The following is a 209-nucleotide window of genomic DNA, read 5'->3' on the forward strand; positions in this document are numbered from 1 at the left end:
GTGGGCCCCGAGCACGCGCGCACGTGGCTGGTGCTCGGCGTCACGGCGCAGCAGCTCAGCTGCCTGCACGTGCTGCCCGCGTCCCCGGTGGCCGTCGCCGATGCCCCGGCTCCCGGGCCCGCCCGGGGTCCCCCCGGTCGGTGGCTGGTGGGCATTGGCCGCCTCGCGGGGGAAGGCCGATACGCCGTGCGCCGCCAGGCCGTGGTTCG

Annotated in this window: 1 pseudogene; it reads left to right on the plus strand. The window is 78.9% G+C overall.

What is annotated here, in order from left to right:
• Nucleotides 1-209 (plus strand): annotated as a pseudogene (locus VTU_RS34545) (flagellar biosynthetic protein FliO); the annotation flags it as partial.

The organism is Verminephrobacter aporrectodeae subsp. tuberculatae At4, assembly GCF_000193225.1.
GTDB classification, from domain to species: Bacteria; Pseudomonadota; Gammaproteobacteria; order Burkholderiales; family Burkholderiaceae_C; genus Acidovorax; species Acidovorax aporrectodeae.